Below are 19200 nucleotides of genomic sequence, written 5' to 3' on the forward strand. Positions count from 1 at the left end.
TCTTGCTGGTGGCGCGGGTGGTGAGTTGGACGAGTCGGTGGTGGAGGAGTTGGCGGCGATCAAGACGGTCGACGGCATCGTCGACTGGATCGTCGAGCACACCGCCGCCAAGGCCGCCAACTCGGAGGAGACCGGCGCGGAGCGCTCGGCCGCCGAGGGCGAACTGGTCGGGGGAGCGCGATTCCCGCTGCGCCGGTTCGTCGTCGAGCCGGGGCCGCTCCCGGCCGTGGGAGCCCGGGGCTCCGCCCTGCCGGGAGGACTGCCGGGCGACGGCGCGCTGCTCGCGGGCGGACGCTTCGCCGTCGTCGAGGGCGGACTCGGCGTCGGTCTGGAGATCGCGGACCTGCTGGAGCAGGCCGGCGCGACCGTGCGCCTCCTCGACGCCGGCGCCGCGGACCTCGCCGAGGTCGTCGCCGGCGGGGTGGCCGCGGATGGGCTGCTGTGGGTCGCGGCGCTCGACGCCGCCGCGGGCTCCGCGGCGGAGCTGCCCGGCGCGTTCGCCGCGCTGCGGGCGGCGGCCCTCGGCGGTACCCGCCGGCTGGTCCTCGCCAGCGGTCTGGGCGGCGACTTCGGCCGCCGGGGAGGCGCCGCGGCGACCGACCCGGCCCCGGTAGCCGGCGCGGGGTTCGCCGGCTTCGCCCGCACCCTCGCTCACGAGCTGCCCGACGTCACCGTGCGGGTCGTCGACGTCGACCCCAAGGACGCGCCCCGCCGGATCGCCGAGTCTCTGCTCGCCGAGCTGGTCGCCGAGCACGCCCCGCTCGTCGTCGGCTACCGCGACGGCACCCGCGCGGCGTTGCGCGTCCTGCCCGCCGAGCTGACGGCCCAGTCCCCGGGCGCCGAGCCGCCTGTGCTGGATTCGTCCTCGGTGGTGCTGCTGACCGGCGGCGCCCGCGGTATCACCGCCAAGGTCGCCCTGGAGATCGCCCGTCGGCACGGCGCGCACATCGAGCTGGTCGGCCGGACGGCGCCGCCAGCCGGCCCGGAGGACCCGGCCACGGCCGCCGCCGCGGACGCGCCGGCGCTGCGCCGGGCGCTCATCGCCACTGGCATGCGCCGCCCGGCCGAGATCGAGGCGCGCGTCGCCCGGCTGCTCGCCGGGCGCGAGGTGCGCGCCACCCTCGCCGAGCTCGGCCGGACCGCGGCGAGCGTGCGCTACCACGCCGTCGACGTCCGCGACGGCGCCGCGGTGCGGGCCGTCGTCGCCGATGTCTACGCGCGCCACGGCCGGCTCGACGGCGTCGTCCACGGCGCCGGGGTGCTCGAGGACCGGCTGGTGAAGGACAAGACGCCCGACTCGTTCGCGAGGGTGTATTCGACGAAGGTCGACGGGGCGCGGGCGCTGCTCGCCGCGCTGCGCCGTGACCGGGGCCCGCGCTTCGTCGCCCTGTTCGGCAGCGTCGCGGGAGTCTTCGGCAACCGCGGTCAGGTCGACTACGCGGCCGCCAACGACACCCTGGACACGCTGGCGCACGCGCACGCCGGTGTCCTCACGACCTCCGCTGATCTGGCGGGAACCCCGGGCCGGGTCGTCAGCGTCGACTGGGGACCGTGGCGCGCCGAAGGCGGCGGCATGGTCTCCGCCGAGCTGGAGCGCGAGTACGCCCGGCGGGGCATCGGCCTGATCGAGCCGGCCGAGGGCGTCGACGCGCTGCTGCGCGAGCTCGCCGCACCCACCGGCCCGGCGCAGGTCGTCTATATGTGCGGCGAGGTGGACGCCTTCTATGGCTGATCATCTCAGGGAAGGCGCATCGGGGGCCTCTGTCGCCGACGATCCGATCGCGATCGTCGGCATGGCCGCGCTGTTCCCCGGCGCGGGCGGCCTGGACCAGTACTGGTCCAACATCGTCGGCGGCGTGGACGCGATCCGCGAGGCCCCGCCCGGCCGGTGGGACGACGAGTTCCACCGGCCCGAGGCGGCCGCCCCACCGCCGCCGGGGACGCCGCGGGCTGACCGGCTTTACACCCGCCGCGGCGGTTTCGTCGACGAGCTCGCCACCTTCGACCCGACCGAGTTCGGCATCATGCCACTCGCGGTCGAGTGGGCCGAGCCCGACCAGATGCTGGCGCTGCGGCTCGCCGCCGAGGCCATCGCCGACGGCGGCGGCCAGGACGCCCTCGGCGATCGCGAGCGGGTCGGCGTCGTCCTCGGTCGCGGCGGTTACTTCGGCCCCGGGTTCGCCCGCATCGAGCAGCGGGTCAAGACCGCCCGCCAGGTCGCGGTGACGCTGCGCGAGGTGCTGCCGGACCTGCCGGAGGAGGCGATCGAGCGGGTCCACGCGGCGTTCGTCGCGAAGCTGGGACCGGAGCGGCCCGAGGCGGCCATCGGGCTGGTGCCGAACCTCGCCGCCTCCCGGATCGCCAACCGGCTCGACCTGCGCGGCCCGGCGTACACCGTCGACGCGGCCTGCGCCTCGTCGCTGATCGCCGTCGACGCCGGCATCCGCGAGCTGCGCCTGGGCCGGGCCGACACGATGCTGGTCGGTGGCGCGCACATCGTGCACGAGCCGACCTTCTGGAGCACGTTCGCGATGCTGCGGGCGCTCTCACCCTCGCAGCAGATCCGCCCGTTTGACCGGACGGCCGACGGAGTGCTGATCGGCGAGGGCGTCGGCCTGCTCATGCTGCGCCGGCTCTCGGATGCGCAGAGCGCCGGCGACCGTGTCTATGCCCTGATCCGCGGCACCGGGATCGCCAGCGACGGCCGTACCTCCTCGCTCATGGCGACCGCCTCGGCCGGCCAGACGCTCGCCGTGCGCCGCGCCTGGGCGGACGCCGGCCTCGACCCGCGCGCCCCGGGCGCCGTCGGGCTGATCGAGGCACACGGCACCGCCACCCCGAACGGCGACGCCGCCGAGCTCGCCACCCTGGGCGAGGTGTTCGGCCCGCTGGACCCGGCCGCGCAGGTGATCGGTGTCGGCTCGGTCAAGTCCATGATCGGGCACACTATGCCGGCCGCCGGCGCCGCCGGCCTGATCAAGGCCGCCCTCGCGCTGCACCACCGCACGCTGCCGCCGACACTGCACTGCGACGACCCGCACCCCGCCTTCGCCGGCACCCGGTTCGCCCCGGTGCTGGCGGCCACCCCCTGGGACGAGCCCGCCGGCGGCGGGCCGCGCCGCGCCGGGGTGAACGCCTTCGGCTTCGGCGGCATCAACGCGCACGCCGTCCTGGAGCAGGCCACCGACCGGCCCGCGCCGTCCCCGGCGGCCACGTTTCCCGTCCCGGCCGCCAGGCCCGCCGCCTCGGCGGTGTCCGCCGCCGCGACGCCCGCGGGCTCGCCGTCGCCGACGGTGGCCGGAGTGGCAATGGCCGGCGCGACGGCGGCCAGGACGGCGACGGTCGCGCCAGCCGGGCTCGCGGCCGACCCCGGAGCCGAAGCGGTCCTGCTGCTCGCGGCGGCGACGCCGGCCGAGCTCGCGGCCCAGCTCGACGTGCCGGACGAGGAGCTGCTCGCCCGCGACGACGCCGCCGCGGCACCGACGGGCGGCCCGTGCCGGCTCGCGCTGGTCGCGCCGACCCCGCGCCGGCTCGCGCTTGCCCGCACGATCGTCGCCCGCGGCACCCCGTGGCGCGGCCGCAACGACCTCTGGTTCACCCCGTCGCCGCTGCTCGCCGGGCCGGGCCCGGCCGCGGCGGCCCAGCCCGCGCAGGCGGGAAAGCTGGCCTTCCTGTTCTGCGGGCTGGAGGACAAGTTCGAGCCGCGCATCGACGACGTCTGCGCGCACTTCGGCCTGCCACTGCCAGACCTGGGCCAGACCGGCGTGCTCGGCGGCCACGGCAGGGCCAGCGTCGAGGTGGGCCGGGTGCTCGACCTGGTGCTGCGCCGGCTCGGGATCGTCCCCGACGTGGTCGGCGGGCACAGTGTCGGCGAGTGGAACGCGATGATCTCGTCGGGCATGGTCCCGAACGACTTCGTCGACGCGTTCATCGGCGGGTTCGACCCGGCGTCGCTCGAAGTGCCTGGCGTGTGCTTCGGCGCGGTCGGCTGCGGCGTCGAGATGGTCGACGAAGCGATCGCGGGTCTGCCCGACGTCGTCGTCTCGCATGACAACTGCCCGCACCAGTCGGTCATCTGCGGGCGCGAGGCGAGCGTCACCGAGGCGCTGGCCCGGCTGCGCGCGCGGGGTGTCCTCGGGCAGGTGCTGCCGTTCCGCTCCGGCTTCCACTCCCCGTTCCTGCGGCCCTACCTCGACATCGAGCGCTCGCCGCTGGCCACGATGCCGCTCGCGGCGGCGGACATGCCGATCTGGTCGGCGACGACCGTCGCGCCCTACCCGGACGAGCCGGCGGCGATCCGCGACCTGACCGTGCGCCACCTGCTCGAGCCGGTGCGGTTCCGCGCGCTCACCGAGCGGCTGCACGATGCCGGTGTCCGCATGTTCCTGCAGGTCGGCGTCGGCACGATCGCCGGCTTCGTCGACGACACGCTGGCCGGCCGGCCGGACCACGTGACCGTCGTGTCCAACTCCCCGAAGCGTTCCGGGCTGGACCAGCTGCGCCGGGTCGCGGCGGCGGTATGGGCCGAGGGCGGTGCGCCGCGCCTCGACCTGCTGCCCTGCCGCCACCGTCCCGCCGCCGCGGAGCCCGCGACCACGCCGGCGGTCGCCACGGCCGCGCCAGCCGTGCCGACGGGCTCGGCTCCGGCGCCGCGTCGTGGCGGACGGCCCATGCTGCTGCGGCTGGGTTCACCGATGGTCCGGCTCGGGGCGGACGCCCCCGCGTTGCTGGCGGACGCCCGGCCCGACGAGCCGGCGGCCGCTGCGCCGGCCGCCCGTCCGGCGGCCGGCGTGGCCGTGCCCACGGCGCGCTCAGGCGCCGCCACGTCTCACCTGCCGCCGGCGGGCGCGGCGGCGGCCCGGTCCGCGGATGCCGATCTCCTCGCCCTGGCCGGTGCCGTGGCCGGCCGCGGCAGTCACCCGGTGCTGGCCGAGTTCGGCCTGGCGATCGCCGAGACCGCGGCGGTGCTCGCGGATGTCCAGGCACGGTGGGACGGCCGGACCGCGGGCTTGCCTGTACCGGCGTCAACCAGGGCACTGACGTCCGTGCCCGGTGCGTTGGCGCGCGCCGCCGCGCCGTCGTCCGCCGCGTCGCCGGCACCCCCGGTGGCGGCGCCCGCGGCTCGAGACCACCGGCCGGCCCTCGCCGGCGGGAATGGCGCCGGCTCTGGCTCCGGACAGGATGCCGCCGGCCGGACGGGCGCCCGGACCAGCCTCGCGGGTGGTGCCGGCGCCGGGGCGGGAGTCGCTGGCGGCGGCACGGGGAGCCTCGGGCCGATCACCACGACGGTTCGCCGGACGCTGTCGCTGGCCGAGCTGCCACACGTCATCGACCACTGCTTCTACCGGCAGCCCCCGGGCTGGACGGACCTGTCCGACCGGTTCCCGGTGATGCCGATGACGGCCGTCCTGCAGATGATGATCGACGAGGCGCGGGCGTTCCAGACCTCCCGGCTCGGGGAATCCCATCCGGGAGGGACCCCCGGGGACATAGTGGTCGCCGCCGTCCGCGACGTCCGGGCGCTGCGCTGGGTGGCGATCGAGCCGCCGGTCGAAGTGACGATCTCCTGTACGACGCTGCCCGACGGCGCGGTCCGGGTGTCGATGGACGGCTACGCCCGGGTGACCGTGGTGTTCGCCGACGCGTACCCGCCGGCTCCGACCCAGACGTCCTCGTCCGCCGACCTGCTCCCGCACACCTCCCGGCCCGGCTTCCGGACCTCCCAGCAGACCTCCCAGATCGCTTACCTCCCCGATCGGCTCCGCCGATCGAGCAGGGACCCTGTCGCCGATCCGGCAGGAACCCCGGGCTTCGCCGATCCGGCAGGAACCCCGGAGCCGACGGGAGTCCCGGGTCCGCTGCCCGGCGAGACGCCGTCACCGCACCAGGCCGCCGAGCTGTACGGCGGGCGGTGGATGTTCCACGGCCCGAGCTACCAGGGCATCACCCACGTCGACGGCATCGCGCCGCTCGGCGCCCGCGGCCAGCTGGTGGTGACGGGCGCGCCCGGCGCGCTGCTCGACACGATCGGCCAGCTCTACGGTTACTGGGCCACCCAGCATCTCGACGTCGACTCGCTGCTGCTGCCGCAGGCCGTCACCGAGATGCGCTTCTATGGTCCGGACCCGGGGCCTGGCGAGCAGATGTCGTGCGTGGTGCGCATCCGCGACATCGCGGCCAAGACCGTCACCGCCGACCTGGAGGTAAGGGCCGCCGACGGCACGGTCTGGGCCGAGGTCACCGGCTGGACCGACCGGCGGTTCACCGCGAACGCGTGGCTGTGGCTGCTCATGCGTGACCCGGAGCGCAACACGGTCGCCGAGCCCCGCCCGGATGGCTGGGTCGTCGTCCCGGACTACTGGCGCGACATCGCCTCCCGCGAGCTGGTCGTCCGCCACTTCCTGGACGCCGAGCGCCGCCGGGTGCTTGCCGGGAAGAACCCCCGCGCGGCCAGGCAGTGGCTGCTCGGCCGGATCGCCGCCCAGGACGCGGTGCGCCGCTGGCTGTGGACGCGCGGGGCCGGCCCGGTGTGGGGCATCGAGGTCGGCATCGACAACGACCCCGCCGGCCGCCCGTTCGTCGCGCGCCTGCCCGAGCGTGCCGGCATTCCCGCCGATCCGCCGCCCAACCTCTCGATCGCGCACAAGGTGGACCTCGCGGTCGCGATGGTCGACACCGAGGGCGACGTCGGCATCGACCTGGAGACGGTGGCGCCGCGGACGCCCGGCGCGCTCGCGGCGGGCCTCACCGCCTCCGAGCGCCGCCTGCTCACCGAGCTGACCAGCGGCGCTGGCGACCCCGCCAGCGCCGGCGGCCTGGCCTCCTACACCGCCGACGCCGATCACGACGCCGACGGCGCGGACGACGGAACCGGCGACGACGCCCACACCGGGACCGGCGCCCGCGCGGAGACCGGCGACCGCACCGTGTCCCTGCAGGCCGGCACCGCCGCCGCCGCCGACGACGCCGATGAGTCCGTCCAGGTGGGGCGGGCGGCCTGGTTCGCCAGGATGTGGGCCGCCAAGGAGGCAGTCGCCAAGGCCGACGGCACCGGCCTGCAGGGACGGCCCCGCCGCTACGTCGTCGACCGGGTCATTCCGGTCGGCGCCGGTTCCACGGACACGGATACCGACCTTGCCGTCGAGACCAGCCTCGACGCCGGCCTGCTGGATCGGACCGTTCTCGGGCCGGAGCAGGCGATGGCCGACGGCATCAAGTCGCCCCCGCCGCGCCCCGTCGAGGCCAGCGCCGCGGAACCGCCGTTGCTGCTGCACGTCACCGTGCTCACAGAATCCGGCCCAGCGCACCAGCGCTGGGTGGCGCTACGTACGGTTGACAGCATGGGCCGCGTACGGCGGGAGACCGGTGGCGCCGACCCTGTGCGTATCGGTGACCACATCGTCGCGTGGACATCACTGTCCGTCGAGCGCGCCGCGCGCGTCCGCCATCCCCGAGACCCGGCGACCCCATCCACGAGTTCGCGGCCTTCCGAGGACGACCCGGTCGTCTCGGACCGGACACCCGAGGTGGGCGTCCGGCCGCGTGAGGTTTCGCCATTGTCGCGCCGGGGCTCCTCGCCGATCAGCGAAGCCGATCAGCGAGGTTCGCTTCGGTCCGAGGCCCCGAGCACCAGTGACGAAGGAGCACACACGACATGACCATTCAGGACACCCTCCGCTCAGCCGACCCGACGCTGGACGCCCTCGAAGCGAGGGTTCTCGGCGAGATCGCCGAGATGCTGCGCGACGTGATCGGCGAGGAGTACGTGGTGGACATGGAGATCACCATGGACACCTCGTTCAACGAGGACCTTGAGCTCGAGAGCATCGAGTTCGTGACGCTGGCGGACCGGATGCGGGTCACCTACGGCGACCAGGTCGACTTCGTCGGCTTCCTGGCCGAGATGGACGTTGACCGAGTGATCAACATGCGGGTCGGTGAGGTCGTCCACTTCATCGCCGACTCGCTGCGGGCTGGCGCCAAGGGTGCTTGACCGGGCCGCTTGTCGGCGGAATCGGCCGAGCTGGTACGAAGTGGTGCAGGGCCGGCGCGGCCCGCGGGGCTGGCTGGCGATGTCGGTGTGCCCGAGCGGGTCGCCGAGGAAGGAGTCCGACCGTGGCTGAGGTCGTTGCTAACGGCGTGCGCCTGCATGTCCAGCGGCTCATGCCGTCTGGCGGGCCACGCCCCGACGCCCCGGTGGTCGTCATGCTGCACGGCATGGTGATCGACAACCTGGCGAGCTTCTACTTCTCGCTTGGCAACGCGCTGGCCGACGCCGGCTGCGAGGTCATCTGCTATGACCTGCGCGGCCACGGCAAGAGCGAGCGCACGCCAAGCGGCTACGGCATCGCGACCGCGATGGCCGATTTGTCCGCCCTGCTCGACGAGCTCGGCGTCGACCGCCCGGTGCACCTCGTCGGCAACAGCTACGGTGCCACCCTCGGGCTGACCTACGGCGCCGACTTCCCCGAGCGGGTCGCGAGCCTCACCCTGATCGAGCCGCCGTTCCGCATCGAGGGCCTCGGCGAGGAGATGGCCCGCTCGCTCACCCAGGTGCTCGCCGCCATCTCCGACGAGGAAGTCGAGGAGTGGCTCACGTACAGCGCCGGGCGGGCGGTCGGCCGGATCATGCGTTCCGCGCAGTCGCTGCTGCGTGACACCACGATCGCCGAGGACATGCTCGCGACCGCGCCGTTCTCGCCCGACCGGCTGCGTGCCCTGCCAGTACCGGTGCTCGCCATCTACGGCGGCAACTCCGAGATCATGGAGCAGGGCGACGGCCTGGCGAGGCTCGTGCCGGACTGCACCCTGGTGGTGCTCGAGCGCCACACCCACATGGTGCTGCGGGAGGCCGTCGACTACCTGCGCGTGCTGCTGCGCTGGTGGCTGCTGCACCGCGACGAGCAGATGCCGCAGTACACCCACCGCGGCGGCCAGACGTTCGAGCTCGCCGACTGGGTGCTTTCCCGCTCGGTCCCGTCGGACCTCAACGCCGAGCGGCGGGCCTCGTCGGCCTCGGGCGACGCTGAGGGGCCGGGCGACGCGTCCCCAGAGGTGCCTGTGGCGGCCGGCGCAACCTCCGCGGCCTCCGCCGCGTCCTCCGGGGTGTCGGGCGAACAGTGACGCAGAGGGTGGCGCGAATGGCGGTCGCGCGGGGCCCGTCCGCTGTGCCGGCCGCGCCGGTCTCCGGCCGCGCGGGGCTCCGCCCGGGTCCCCAGCGAGCCCGCGCCGGCGGACCGCTGGAGAGGTGTTTCGGCCAGATCCTCGGGGAGTGATGTCGACGTGGGTCGCATCCTGTTCGTCGTCCCGCCATTGGCCGGGCATGTGTACCCGGCCGTCGGGATCGCCGGCGAGCTGACCGACCGCGGCCACGAGGTCGCCATCGCCGGCCACGCCAGCGTCGTGCGCCCGCTGGTGCCCGCGCCGCTGCGGCTTGTCGAGCTGCCCGAGGAGATCACCTCGGGGGAGCGCGCCGAGATCGAGGAGAAGTCGCGCCGCCAGCGCGGCACCGGCTCGTTCAAGTTCCTCTGGGAGGACTTTCTCCTGCCGCTGGGCACGGCGATGGCCAGGGATCTGGAACCGGTTGTCGACGACTTCCGCCCCGACATCGTCGTCGTCGACCAGCAGGCGGTCGGCGGCGCGCTGCTCGCCCGCCGCCGCCGGCTGCGGTGGGTCACGCTCGCGACCACGTCCGCCGAGTTCGACAACCCCTATGGGGTGATGGCCGCCGTCGGCCAGTGGGTCGACGACCGGCTGCGCGAGTTCCAGCTCGCGTCCGGGGTGCCGGCCGAGGAGGCCGGCCGCGGCGACCTGCGCTTCTCCGACCTGCTGACACTCGTGTGCTCGGTGACCGAGCTGCTGCGCATGCCGGACGCGGTGGCGGCGCTCCCGCCCGGGACGGTGTTCATCGGCTCGGGCGCCGGGCTTCGCCAGCCGCTGGCCGACTTTCCCTGGTCGTGGCTCGATCCGGCCCGGGCCAAGGTACTGGTCTCGCTCGGCACCGTGACCCGGGAGACGGGCGGGCGGTTCCTGCGCGTCGCGGCCGAGGCGCTGGCCGGGATGACCGGCCAGGTGCAGACCATCATCGTCGCCCCGCCCGGCATCGTCGACGACCTGGCCGCCGCGGCGCCCGCCGACGTGCTGGTCCGTGACAAGGTGCCGCAGCTGGAGCTGATGGGCCATCTGTCGGCCGTCGTCTGCCACGCCGGCAACAACACCGTCTGCGAGGCCCTGTCCCAGGGCGTCCCGCTGGTGGTCGCGCCCGTGCGCGACGACCAGCCGATGATCGCCGAGCAGGTCACCCGGGCGGGCGCGGGGCTTCGGGTCCGCTTCGGCCTGGTCAACGCCGCCGGCGTCGCCGCCGCCGTCGCCTCGGTGCTCGACGACCCCGCGTACCGGTCGGCCGCGCGGCGGCTGCGCGACGACTTCGCCTCGGCCGGAGGTGTCGCCGCCGGCGCCGCGCACATCGAGAAGCTGCTGCCGTGACGGGGGGAACGGCGCGAGCGGCGGCCAGCCAAAGGGTGCGCGAAAATGCTCTTTCTTCGCGCATCCGGCGGCTCTTGCTCTCGGTGTCACTACAGGAGGGCCAAAGGGCGCGCGAAAATGATCTTCCTTCGCGCGCCCGGCGGCTCTTGTTCCCGGTGTCACTACAGGCTGGCGCGCCGGCGGCGGGATAGATCGTGGCGACGCTGCTCTGGTGGGCGCCGATCCTCGTCGTCGTCGGCCTGCTGACGAACGGGGTGCGGCTGCGCGGCCGGCTGCGCAGGCTGGACACGCTGCCCGCCTCCGGGCGGCCCGTCGACCCGGACCACCTTTTCGTCTGTGCCGCCGGCGTCCAGCTCACCGAGGCGGCCAGGCGGGCCGCGAGCTACCACGCCAGTCGGGAACGGCTCGACGTGCTCGACCTGGTGCCCGCCGACCTGACCATCGAACGGGCGCTGGACGTGGCCCGGATGGTCGACACCCGCACCTATCGGAACGACCGGCTCGCGCCGGGGCGGGGGGCGTTCCAGGCGCTGCTGGTGCGTGCCGAGGTCGCCCACCGTGCCGGCGTCGAGGCACGCGAGGACTACACCCCGGTCGAGCTCGTCGAGATCACCGAGCGGCTCAAGCGGCACGCCCCGGCGAGCACCGACCTCGCCGTGCTGCCAGGGCTGGGAGCCGCCCGTGACGACGGCGCCACCCGGGTACGGGTGCAACGGCGGTCGTGGAACGCCATCAAACCGGTCAACATGTACCTGCCGACCGTGCGCGACGTCGCGACCGGCATCGGTGTGCACCTCAACCGGCCGTGGGGTCTCGCCGCGACGGCGCTGTTCTGGTGCCAGCCGTTCTTCGTCTGTGCCGGGCGGGTGCCGGTCGCGCCGCGCGACCTGATCCGCAGCCCGATCGTGCGGATTACCGCCGGGCTGGAGTACACGGTCAGCACGGTGCGGGCCTGGCGGAAGGCCCAGCGCTCCGCCGCGGAGGCGAAGGCGGCCGGCCTGCCGCCCGACCCGGTGAAGGCACAGGCCAAGGCACAGGCCACCGCCCGGCGCGAACGCTATCAACGGGCGTTCGCGGCCGGCCCCGAGCCCTTCTTCGCGGATCGCCGTCCTGACTGCCCGTGGTGCGGTTCGTTCGAGCTGGTGGTCCGGCTGGCCTCTCGCGACCTCGAGCTGCGCAAGCCCGGCCGGTTCCAGCTCGACGAGTGCCTTGTCTGCGCGCATGTCTTCCAGAACCCGCGGCTGACACCGGCCGGGCGGGTGCTCTACGAGCGTGACCGCCAGGACGGCATGAACGAGACGCGCGCCCAGGCCGCCGTCGCGGCGGGCGCGGCCCGGCTGCGCGCCAGAGCCGAGCTGATGCGCCCGTTCGTGCTGCCGCGAGCCTGGCTCGACGTCGGCGCCGGCGTCGGCTCGTTCTGCAACGTGGCCCGCTCGGTGTGGCCGCGCACCGTGTTCGACGGGGTGGGCCCGGCGGACACGATCGGCGAGGCGCGCCGGCGCGGCTGGGTCGACCGGGCCTACCCGGCGAGCTTCGCCGACATCGCCGAGGCGGTCACCGGCCAGTACGACGTCATCAGCATGTTCGGCTACCTGGAACGCAGCAGGGACCCGTCCGAGGATCTCGACGCGGCGGCGAAGGCGCTCGGCCCCGGCGGCTATCTGGTGATGGAGATCGTGAATCCCGCCGCCCTGGGGGCCCGCCTGCTCGGGCGGCTGTGGCGGGGCTGGGGTGTGCCGGGGGTGCGCCAGCTCATCCCGGTCGACAACCTGGTCGCCGCGCTGGCGGACCGCGGGATGCGCACCGTGCTGATCCAGTTCGGCGAGGCGCACGAGCCCGGCGACCTGCTCGCCGCGGTCGGGCTCGCCACCCAGGCGCTGATCCCGAGCCCTACACTGCCCTGGCTGCCCGGATCGCCGTATTCGCCGGTCCGCTGGCTGGCCCGCGGCGTGGTGCTGACGGCCGCCGCCGCGCCGGCGATCCTCGCGGGTCTCGCCGGTGCCGTACTGGTGTCCTTCCTGCGCAAGGGCGAACGCTCCAACACCTACCGCGTCGTCGCTCGCCTCGACGCTTGAGGCGGGGGCTTGGGGGGCGCTGGGCGTCCCGCCAGCCCCCGCCTTCGGTCGTCTGATGGCGTTATCGGAGAACTGTTGCTTTGGGGTTGGTTATCCACAGATGTCATGTTGGGCTTGAATGCGCCATTAGCCGTGTTCATCGTGCTTCTCATGACTACCGACCGGGCCCAGCGCGGCCATGCCGTCCAGAACGAGACGTCCTTCGTCGACATCAGCTCCACGGGCGAGGTGGGTACGCCGGCCGGCGGGCTGCTGCCCGCGCCGCGCGCCGGCGAGGCGGGCGACGAACCGGCGGCGGGGCTCGCCGCCGGGCGCGCCGGTGTGCTGACCGTCAAGGAGGCGCTGGCCGCCGGCCTCACTCGTGCCGAGATCCGCCGCCGCGTCGACAGTGGCTACTGGCAGCTGTACTCCGGCGACGTCGTCGTCACCCAGCCCGGCCCCCTGACACTGATCCAGCGCCTGTGGTGCGCACTCGTGTCGATCGGCCCGGACGCCCTGCTCGGCGGCTCGTCGGCCGCGGCCCTGGGCGGGCTGCGCGGTTGTGAGGAACCGTGGCTGACCGTCCTGCTGGCGTCCGGCCGCCGCGTCACCCCGCGCCCCGGGGTGAGGATCCGGGCGACCGCCCGGCTCGGCGACGAGGATCTCCACCTCGACAGCTGGCCGCCGCGCACGGCGCTCCCACGCTCGGTGGTCGACATGGCCGAGTGGGCGCCCAGCCACGACGAGGCTCGCAGGATCCTGGCGCTCGCGGTGGCCAGCGGGATCGTCGAGTCCGACGAAGTGCGCTCGGCGCTTGCCCGCCGCGGGCCGATCAGCCGGCGGCAGGTGATCAGCGATGCCCTCGACGATCTCGACGCCGACGCCCCGTGGGTGCCCGACCTGCTCTACCAGCGGATCGAGGACCGCTTTGGGCTGCCGCCCGGCCGGCGGGGCCGGCCCGACTCGCGTGGCGCGGGTCGACTCGACGTCTGCTACGAGCCCTGGCGGGTCCACGTCGAGCTGGGCATGATCGCGGCGACGGGCATCCGCACCGCCGCCGTGCCGCCCGCGCCCCCGCCCCCGCCCGCGACGGCGACGGCGACGGCCCCAGGCTCGCGGGGCGGCCGGGTGGCGCGGTCGGTGCCGGCCGGAATCCAGCTGGTCACCCATCCGGGCCAGACCGGCCGGCGTGCTGGCCAACTGGTGCTGCGCGTGCCCATCCGGATCCTGCGCGAAGAGCCCGATCGCGTCGGCGCCGCGGTGGCGAGTGCGCTGCGCCAGCGCGGCTGGACCGGCGCGCACTCCCGGCTTGCTCGAGGTACCGGCGTTCGCGTACCCGGCTTCGCGTCCGCGCTCACGCCGAAGCTGGACCAGGCGTTCGGCCCGGCGCTGGGCGTGGATTCGGCCGGGTTCGGCCCGCTCGCGGACTCCGCCACCGTGCCGCGTGCGTGGGCGTGACGAGGAAAGCCGTGACGGCGGCCCGTGGGTTGTCGTACCGTCCGGGACGAACGAACCGCGGGAGCTTCCACCTCATGGGGCTGAGAGGGCGGCTGGGCATCGGGCCCGGGGCCGCCGACCGCCGAACCTGTCCGGGTAATGCCGGCGTAGGGAGCTTTCTCATGGCGCAGTCCGCCCGTCCCACCCCTGTGTCCACCGGCACCGCCGTGCCCACCACCCACCCCCCACTGCCGGGCAGCCGGCGGGCCTACCTCATAGGCCCGTCCGGCGCCGGCGGCGCGCTGCGTGTCCCGATGCGGGAGGTGCCGCTGTCCACGGGCGAGTCCGTGGTCCTCTACGACACCTCCGGCCCTTACACCGACCCGGACGTCACCATCGACGTCCGGCATGGCCTCGCCGCGGGCCGCGCACCGTGGATCGAGGCCCGCGGCGACACCGTCGAGGCACCTGGCCGGCCGCTCGCGGCCGACGGCCAGACCGCTGGCCGGCGCGCCGCCGATCCGTTGGCGGGCCGACGGGAGCCCCGGGTCTCGCCGGTCCCGCGGGCCCTCCGGCGGCGGGCGGCGCCCGGCGTCGCGGTCACGCAGCTCGCCTACGCCCGACGTGGCGAGATCACCCGGGAGATGGAGTTCGTCGCCGTCCGGGAGGGGCTCGCGCCGGAGTTCGTCCGCGACGAGATCGCCGCCGGGCGGGCCGTGCTCCCGGCGAACATCAACCACCCCGAGTCCGAGCCGATGGCGATCGGCCGCAACCTGCTCGTGAAGATCAACGCCAACATCGGCAACTCGGCGGTCTCCTCCTCGATCGAGGAGGAGGTCGAGAAGATGGTCTGGGCGACCCGCTGGGGCGCGGACACCGTGATGGACCTGTCCACCGGTCACGACATCCACACCACCCGAGAGTGGATTATCCGCAACTCACCCGTCCCCGTCGGCACGGTGCCGATCTACCAGGCGCTGGAGAAGGCCGGCGGCCGTGCCGAGGATCTCTCCTGGGACCTGTACCGGGACACCGTCATCGAACAGGCCGAGCAGGGCGTCGACTACATGACCGTCCACGCCGGGGTGCTGTTGCGCTACGTACCGATGACCGCGCGCCGGCGCACCGGGATCGTCTCCCGTGGCGGGTCGATCCTTGCCGCCTGGTGTCTGGCGCACCACGAGGAGAACTTCCTCTACACCCACTTCGCCGAGCTGTGCGAGATCCTGCGCGCCTACGACGTGACCTTCTCACTCGGCGACGGGCTGCGCCCCGGCTCGATCGCCGACGCGAACGACGACGCTCAGCTCGCCGAACTCGCGACGCTCGGCGAGCTGACCCGCATCGCCTGGGAGCACGACGTCCAGGTCATGATCGAGGGCCCCGGGCACGTCCCGATGAACAAGATCAAGGAAAATGTGGATCTGCAGCGCGAGCTGTGCCACGACGCGCCCTTCTACACGCTCGGGCCGCTCACCACGGACATCGCGCCCGGGTACGACCACATCACCTCGGCGATCGGCGCCGCGATGATCGGCTGGCACGGCACCGCGATGCTCTGCTACGTCACCCCGAAGGAGCACCTGGGCCTGCCGGACCGCGACGACGTCAAGGCCGGCGTCATCGCCTACAAGATCGCCGCGCATGCGGCGGACGTCGCCAAGGGCCACCCCGGCGCGCAGGCCTGGGACGACGCCCTGTCCGCCGCCCGGTTCGACTTCCGCTGGACCGACCAGTTCAGCCTGGCTCTCGACCCGGAGACCGCGCAGGCCTTTCACGACGAGACCCTGCCGGCCGCTCCGGCCAAGTCGGCCCACTTCTGCTCCATGTGCGGCCCGCACTTCTGTTCCATGAAGATCACCCAGGACGTCCGCCGCTACGCCGAGGAACACGGCCTCGACTCCACCGAGGCAATCGAGGCCGGGCTACGAGAAAAGGCCGCCGAATTCACGGCACACGGCTCGCAGCTCTACCCGCCGACCCCCACCCCGCGGACCCGCTGACGCGGTTCGCATCCCCCGCGAGCCGGCCGGGCACGCTTGTCTTCCCGCCCCACACGGGTGGGGATCAGGGGCGCCGGCCGGCTCGCGTACGGCTCGCGTACGGCTCGCGCTCGGCGTCCGTTCGTGGCCACCCAGGTATTCGAGGGACGAGGGCGTCGACTTCGGGCCGGCCCCCGCCCGAGCCACGCACCGCGTGGCCGAGCCGCAGGTGATGCTCTGTCAGCGAGACGCGGCCCGGGCTTCGGCGAGCGCCGTTCGGCTGAGCTGGTCGGCGGCCCGGGTTGTCTCCGGCAGGCGATATCTAGGGCACAGCTCCAGCACCCACCGACAAGCGGAGTCAAGATTGGTCCGGTGCCCGACCGACACGTACACCTCGCGGGTACCGTCGCGAGTCCGCAGCGCAGCTCCCACCGGCTCGCCGTCGACCATGATTGGCGTCCGTTCGCCCCGACGCCCCCCGGGCGAGGAGTGCTCACCCACGAACTGCGTCTTCGCCACGCCGATCGTCGGCAGGTCCACGGTGACGCCGAGATGGCAGGCCAGCCCGAACCGTCGGGGGTGGGCTATGCCATGCCCGTCGCACACCAGCAGATCGGGCGGCGAGGTCAGCTGTGGGAGGACGGTGTCCCATGCGTCGAGCAGTGGCGGCAGTTCCCGGAATGACAGCAGGCCCGGGATGTAGGGGAAGGCGGCCCGGCCAACCGCCGTGGCCGATGCGACCACATCCCAACCTGGTACGGCGAGGACGACGACCGCGCCCGCGACCAAATCGGAGTCAGTGTCGTATGCGACGTCAAAGCCAGCCACCCTTCTGACCAGGTCCGGGCCGGGCGCGTCAACCTGGACGAGCCGACGTAGCTCGGCCTGCAGCGCCTCAGCATCCTCGATCCGCCTCACCACAACCCCTCGTCCTGCCCCAAGGCCAACTCGCGCGACCGAGCCGAGTGAGGGTCAGCCTAGCTCGGTCCCGTCCTCGGACCAGCGCTTCCTGAGGACGACTTTGGCATGGTCGTACTGTGTCTCGGATTCCAGCTGGCCGTTCGGATACCAGGTCCGACCGATGCCGTCCCGGGCACCGTCGACGTTCCAGTACTCGGATTTGATCGATCCGTCGGGGTGGAACGTACGCTCCGGCCCTCTGAGGCGCCCGTTTCCATAAGTTTCAATCTTACGGAGCTGACCGTTTGCGTGGTAACCGACCGCCTCGCCAGTGAAAAGCTCCCCTTCATAGACGACAAAAAGATCGTCCGTGTAGTCGATGTCGTCGATATCTACCGAACGAACTGGATCTGCTTCGATCACTGTCTTCTCCATTCGTCAATCGGAAGCTTCCCGGGGATGGACTCCACGCCCCCGCCCTCGCCTCCGAGGATAGCTGTACAGTTCGGGCAACAAGGAGCGGCCGTCTTGTCGTCCGGCCGGTAGGGAAAACGATTGTCCACGAGCATTTCACCAAGCGATTCGGGGGTCACTTGATATCCCATCGCCTCCCGGTCGTACAGTGCGCGACTGGCATTGAGTACCTCGGCGTGAGTGCCCGGGACGGAGAAGTGAGGGAATCCGCCCTGCGCGCCATCGCCATACTGATAGGCATCAGGTTTCTCTGCCGCCGCGGCTGTCAGTCCATCGACACGCTCCTGAAGGATCGGGTGAAGATCTGCCGGACCTACCTCCCCCTGGTTGATGGCTTCATATGCGCGACCGGTACGGGTGTCCAAAAGGACGGACGTAACAGGAGCCACCTCATCCTTCCTTATACTTCCGTCCCGACGCGCGTCCCGATATCCATCCGTCCGTTCATCGGCGAGTCCGTGAAGGTAGTCGCGGACGGGCCTCCCATCGACCGATTCGACAAGGCCATTCTCGCCCCGCTGGACGTCCGCCTCGTCCAGTTTCGGAAGTGGGTCTGTCTTACTGAGCGGCGACTCGGGCCACGGTGAACCGTCCGGCTTGGTCGAAACTGCGTCAGGGTCGATGGGTGTGTCGTTCGCATCCTGCCGGTCGCCGGGTGTCTGGACATCACCGGTCTCGTCCCCGTCGATGCCGGTGGCGGGTTTGCCGGGGCTTGCGGGTCCGTCACCGATGGAGCCTCCATCGCCACCGCCTCGGCCAAAATCGCCGTCCCCCGGGCCGCCGCTCTGGGCGCCGTCGTCGGCGCTGCCTATAGACACGCTGTCGTCGGACGCGGTGACGCCAGGGTCTTCGCCCATGTCAGGGGGCGGGTTCTCGGCGGGGGCGACGTCGACCACCTCGGCCTGGTCTATGTCGTCGGCGGACTCGTCGATCTCGTTCGCGGTCTGGGCCTGAGCTTCTGGGGTGATGCCTTCGTGCTCAGGATGCACGGTGGGATCGGCGTCGGCCGGGTCGGCAATTTCTATCGTCTGTGTGAGGCCGTCGGAACTGGTCGCCGTTGCGCTGTCGGCGGCGGCGTTCGGGGTCTCGGCCTGGCTGGTAGGTGGGGTTTCTTCCGTACGGTCCGGTGTATTTTTGCTCTGATCGACAGAGCTGTTCTCGCCGTCGGCTTCGGTCTCGGTCCGGTTATCCGAGTTGGCAGAGTGATCGCCGTTATGGTCGTTTTCGATGGTGGCGGCGTCGGCTGTGTCGTCGGTGGAGCTGTTCCAGTTCGTGGTGTCGGTCGGGCTGTCGCCGTCGAGATTGTCGGTGTTCTGGATTTTCGCGGGGCCCTCGGAGGCGGTGTCGTTCTGGGTGTTCTTATCGTGGTCGACGGTGTTGGTCGGGCTGTCGCCGTCGAAGGCCGTTTCTGGTTGCGGAGTGTGCGGATTTTTGTTCGTGGGGTCCTGTGTATTTGTGGTGTCTTCGACCGAGTTATTATCCCTGTCGATGTCTGTCCTGGATTGGTCGTTTTCGACGGTGGGGGCGTCGGCTGTGTCGCCGGTGGAGCCGTTCCGGTTCGTGGTGTCGTTCTGGCCGTCGCCGTCGAAGGCCGTTTCTGGCTGCGGGGTGTGTGGAGTTTCTTTTGTGCTGTCTTGTGTGTTCGCGTGTTCGGCGGTGCTGTTGTGGCCGTCTGTATTGCCTTGGTCGTTCTCATTGGTGGCGGCGTCGGCTGTATCGTCGGTGGAGCTGTTCTGATCCGTGGTGTCGGTCGGGCTGTCGCCATCGAAGGCTGCTTCTGGGCGTTCACTGGATGTGTCCGGGGGCGGTGGTGGCGGGGGAGGGGGCGGGGCGTCGGTCGTCGTCGACGAGTCGGTTGCCATTCGCGG

At 72.7% G+C, this 19200-nt stretch carries 11 protein-coding genes; 8 read left to right on the top strand and 3 right to left on the bottom strand.

Features of this window, described 5'->3' with window-relative positions:
* The 8 genes from BCD48_RS37080 to thiC all read left to right on the top strand — a co-directional run.
* Positions 1-1732: SDR family NAD(P)-dependent oxidoreductase (locus BCD48_RS37080; RefSeq protein ID WP_116271800.1), on the top strand; the 1732-nt coding region annotated here is incomplete at its 5' end.
* A complete protein-coding gene (locus BCD48_RS37085) occupies positions 1725-7658 on the top strand; it encodes a type I polyketide synthase (protein ID WP_083419776.1) in 5934 nt (1977 codons plus the stop codon). The genes BCD48_RS37080 and BCD48_RS37085, both read left to right, overlap by 8 nt.
* Positions 7655-7993, top strand: a complete 339-nt coding sequence (locus BCD48_RS37090; RefSeq protein ID WP_071053075.1) for an acyl carrier protein — start codon at positions 7655-7657, stop codon at positions 7991-7993. Before BCD48_RS37085 ends, BCD48_RS37090 begins: the two co-directional genes overlap by 4 nt.
* A gap of 122 nt (positions 7994-8115) precedes the next feature.
* Positions 8116-9123 (top strand): alpha/beta fold hydrolase, encoded by a 1008-nt coding sequence (locus tag BCD48_RS37095; RefSeq protein ID WP_071053076.1) that lies wholly within the window; start codon positions 8116-8118, stop codon positions 9121-9123.
* Positions 9124-9282: 159 nt separating this feature from the next.
* Complete coding sequence (locus BCD48_RS37100; protein ID WP_071053077.1) at positions 9283-10485, top strand: glycosyltransferase; 1203 nt, start codon at positions 9283-9285, stop codon at positions 10483-10485.
* Between the two features lie 194 nt (positions 10486-10679).
* Complete coding sequence (locus BCD48_RS37105; RefSeq protein ID WP_198543556.1) at positions 10680-12560, top strand: class I SAM-dependent methyltransferase; 1881 nt, start codon at positions 10680-10682, stop codon at positions 12558-12560.
* Positions 12561-12710: 150 nt separating this feature from the next.
* Complete coding sequence (locus BCD48_RS37110; RefSeq protein WP_083419789.1) at positions 12711-13997, top strand: hypothetical protein; 1287 nt, start codon at positions 12711-12713, stop codon at positions 13995-13997.
* A 161-nt stretch (positions 13998-14158) separates the two neighbouring features.
* Positions 14159-15979 (top strand): phosphomethylpyrimidine synthase ThiC, encoded by a 1821-nt coding sequence (gene thiC / locus BCD48_RS37115; RefSeq protein ID WP_116271796.1) that lies wholly within the window; start codon positions 14159-14161, stop codon positions 15977-15979.
* A gap of 219 nt (positions 15980-16198) precedes the next feature.
* Here thiC and BCD48_RS37120 read toward each other — a convergent pair whose 3' ends face one another.
* Genes BCD48_RS37120 through BCD48_RS37130 form a run of 3 tightly spaced genes read right to left on the bottom strand, consistent with a single transcriptional unit; the run spans position 16199 to position 19194 of the window.
* A complete protein-coding gene (locus BCD48_RS37120; RefSeq protein WP_071053146.1) occupies positions 16199-16876 on the bottom strand; it encodes an endonuclease V in 678 nt (225 codons plus the stop codon).
* A 54-nt stretch (positions 16877-16930) separates the two neighbouring features.
* The gene (locus BCD48_RS37125) at positions 16931-17293 is read right to left on the bottom strand and encodes a toxin-antitoxin system YwqK family antitoxin (protein WP_083419777.1); all 363 of its coding nucleotides are present in this window, start codon (positions 17291-17293) and stop codon (positions 16931-16933) included.
* The gene (locus tag BCD48_RS37130) at positions 17278-19194 is read right to left on the bottom strand and encodes a YwqJ-related putative deaminase (protein WP_071053080.1); all 1917 of its coding nucleotides are present in this window, start codon (positions 19192-19194) and stop codon (positions 17278-17280) included. The genes BCD48_RS37125 and BCD48_RS37130 overlap by 16 nt, the downstream gene beginning before the upstream one ends.
* Positions 19195-19200 lie beyond the last annotated feature (6 nt).

Origin of the sequence: Pseudofrankia coriaricola (genome assembly GCF_001854805.1) — a bacterium.
In the GTDB taxonomy this organism is placed as follows: Bacteria; Actinomycetota; Actinomycetes; order Frankiales; family Frankiaceae; genus Pseudofrankia.

Coding starts and splice junctions, on each gene's coding strand:
- thiC (WP_116271796.1), top strand. CDS start 14,159: ATGGCGCAGTCCGCCCGTCCCACCCCTGTGTCCACCGGCACCGCCGTG.
- BCD48_RS37130 (WP_071053080.1), bottom strand. CDS start 19,194: ATGGCAACCGACTCGTCGACGACGACCGACGCCCCGCCCCCTCCCCCG.
- BCD48_RS37110 (WP_083419789.1), top strand. CDS start 12,711: ATGACTACCGACCGGGCCCAGCGCGGCCATGCCGTCCAGAACGAGACG.
- BCD48_RS37125 (WP_083419777.1), bottom strand. CDS start 17,293: ATGGAGAAGACAGTGATCGAAGCAGATCCAGTTCGTTCGGTAGATATC.
- BCD48_RS37085 (WP_083419776.1), top strand. CDS start 1,725: ATGGCTGATCATCTCAGGGAAGGCGCATCGGGGGCCTCTGTCGCCGAC.
- BCD48_RS37090 (WP_071053075.1), top strand. CDS start 7,655: ATGACCATTCAGGACACCCTCCGCTCAGCCGACCCGACGCTGGACGCC.